The 2116-nt window shown below is 67.2% G+C and carries 3 protein-coding genes; 2 read left to right on the top strand and 1 reads right to left on the bottom strand.

Annotated elements, in window-relative coordinates:
* Positions 1–93: 93 nt before the first annotated feature.
* A complete protein-coding gene (locus tag WB461_RS08835) occupies positions 94–1023 on the top strand; it encodes an NADP-dependent oxidoreductase (protein WP_423852364.1) in 930 nt (309 codons plus the stop codon).
* Between the two features lie 12 nt (positions 1024–1035).
* On the opposite strand, the gene WB461_RS08830 is transcribed toward WB461_RS08835, so the two are convergent.
* A complete protein-coding gene (locus WB461_RS08830; protein ID WP_423852363.1) occupies positions 1036–1602 on the bottom strand; it encodes a hypothetical protein in 567 nt (188 codons plus the stop codon).
* 236 nt (positions 1603–1838) lie between these two features.
* On the opposite strand from WB461_RS08830, the gene WB461_RS08825 reads away from it, so the two are divergent.
* A partial coding sequence (locus tag WB461_RS08825) for a PEP/pyruvate-binding domain-containing protein (RefSeq protein ID WP_423852362.1) occupies positions 1839–2116 on the top strand: 278 nt, incomplete at its 3' end.

The raw sequence follows: 2116 nt of genomic DNA, 5'->3' as shown, positions 1-2116 counted from the left end.
CTACAGCACCGGGCCGGACATCGAGGAATCGATCGACGAGCTGGCCCACACCGACACGGCCGAGCAGCCCTTCAGCCAGCGTGAGGACAGGGCATGAAGGCCATCACCTACTCTGCCTACGGCGACCCGGTTGCCCTCGAGCTGACCGACGTCGACGAGCCCAAGATCGGACCCGACTGGGTCATGGTCGCGGTCAAGGCGACCTCGGTCAATCCCGTCGACTGGAAACTCGCCACCGGCGGCATGGACGGAGCCCTCGATACGTTCTTCCCGGTCACGCCGGGCTGGGACGTCGCCGGAGTCGTCGAGCAGGTCGGGCCGGCTGTGACGACGCTCGAGCCGGGCGACGAGGTCTTCGGCTACGTCCGCAAGGACGCCGTCCACGGCGGCACCTATGCGGAAAAGGTGTCTGCGCCGATCCGGACGCTGGCCAAGAAGCCGGTCAACTCGAGCTTCGCCGAGGCTGCCGCGATCCCGCTCACGGGGCTGACTGCCTTCCAGTCGCTCGTGCACAGTCTCGACATCGGGCCGTCCGACACGATCCTGATCCACGGCGCGTCCGGCGGTGTCGGCTCGTTTGCGGTGCAGATCGCCAAGTCACTCGGCGCGCGCGTGCTGGGCACCGCTTCGCAAGCCAATCACGACTATCTGCGCGACCTCGGTGCCGAGCCGTTCGTCTATGGCGAAGGACTGGTTGACCGGGTTCGGTCTGAGATTCCCGAGGGCGTGACCGCGGTGCTCGACCTCAACGGGGGAGACCTTGCGGTGAGCCCAGACCTGCTCGCTGAGGGGTCGGCGGGACGAATCGTCTCGGTCATCGACCCTGTCGTCAAGGAGATGGGCGGCGAGTACGTGTTTGTCACCCCCGACGTCGACGACCTGGAGGAGCTCGCCGGCCTGTTCGACGACGGCACCCTCACGGTCGAAATCGCGGAGACTTTCACCCTCGCCGACACGCAGAAAGCGTGGGAGCTGAATCAGCAGGGTCACACCCGCGGCAAGATCGTCATCACGGTCGACTGACGCCGAAGCCGATCAGAACCGGGCAGCATCGACCTCGTGCCAGACGTCGTGAGCCTCGTCGTACGCGTCAACGGGCAGGCCGAGCGCTCGCCGCACCCGCCAACGCCCGTCGAGGCAGACGATGGGCATGCGGTCGATGTCACCGGGCTGGATGTCGCGCAGGGGGATGGTGAACCACCGCAAGGCGGCTCGCAGGCGCCCGGCCTCCTCCAATGACTCGCCAATCCACGCGTAATCGCCGACGACGAGGCCCTCGGCACGACTCTTCGTCAGAAGTTGCGCGAGCAGCTCGTCAACTGGCGCATCGTCGTCCTGGGTCAGCTCAGTGTCAAGCAACCCGGCCTGCGGCGCCAGGACCGTCCGTCCGCCGTCCTCGAGCGCTGCCTGGTAAGCCGCGCGGGCCTCAGCAACATGCCCGTCGGTCAGCAGCTCGTCGGCCAGGCACATCTGCACCTCGGCCCAGCCGTCCTCGCCCGGGGCTAGACCTTGCAGGAGATCGCGATAGGAGCTGAGACGATGAGCAGAGTCGGGCTGCCCGGTGATCTCGTCCAGCGCCTCGCCCAGTGCGTCCCAGTCCATGGGGCGAGTGTGTCAGTTGGGCTCGAGTGCCGCGTGTCAGTCCTGCCAGTTCCGTTGAGCGAGGTAGAGCCAGAAGGCGCCGATCAACACCGAGGTTCCGGCTTCGGCCATGATGATGGCGAGCGCGCCGCCTACCTGACTCAGGTCACCAGGCGTGCGGGTCGACGACAGCTAGTAACAAGCGGACAGGGCCTAAGGCCCTGTACGTCACCCTGGCCACCCGGCAGGATCGCGGGATGACGACGTTCGTGTACGACTTCAGCCAGGGCGGAATGGACCAGAAGGATCTGCTGGGCGGCAAGGGCGCCAATCTCGCTGAAATGACCGGCCTCGGGATGCCGGTGCCGCCCGGCTTCACGATCAGCACCGAGGCCTGCCGGGCGTACCTGGCGGAGGGTCGCCAGCCCGACGGCCTGGCCGAAGAGGTCACCGCTCACCTCGCCGCGCTGGAGCAGGCACGCGGCAAGACGCTCGGCGACCCCCACGACCCGCTGCTAGTGTCGGTGCGTTCGGG

This window comes from Aeromicrobium sp., from assembly GCF_049587115.1.
In the GTDB taxonomy this organism is placed as follows: domain Bacteria; phylum Actinomycetota; class Actinomycetes; order Propionibacteriales; family Nocardioidaceae; genus Aeromicrobium.
This window is presented reverse-complemented; position numbering and strand designations above follow the sequence as displayed.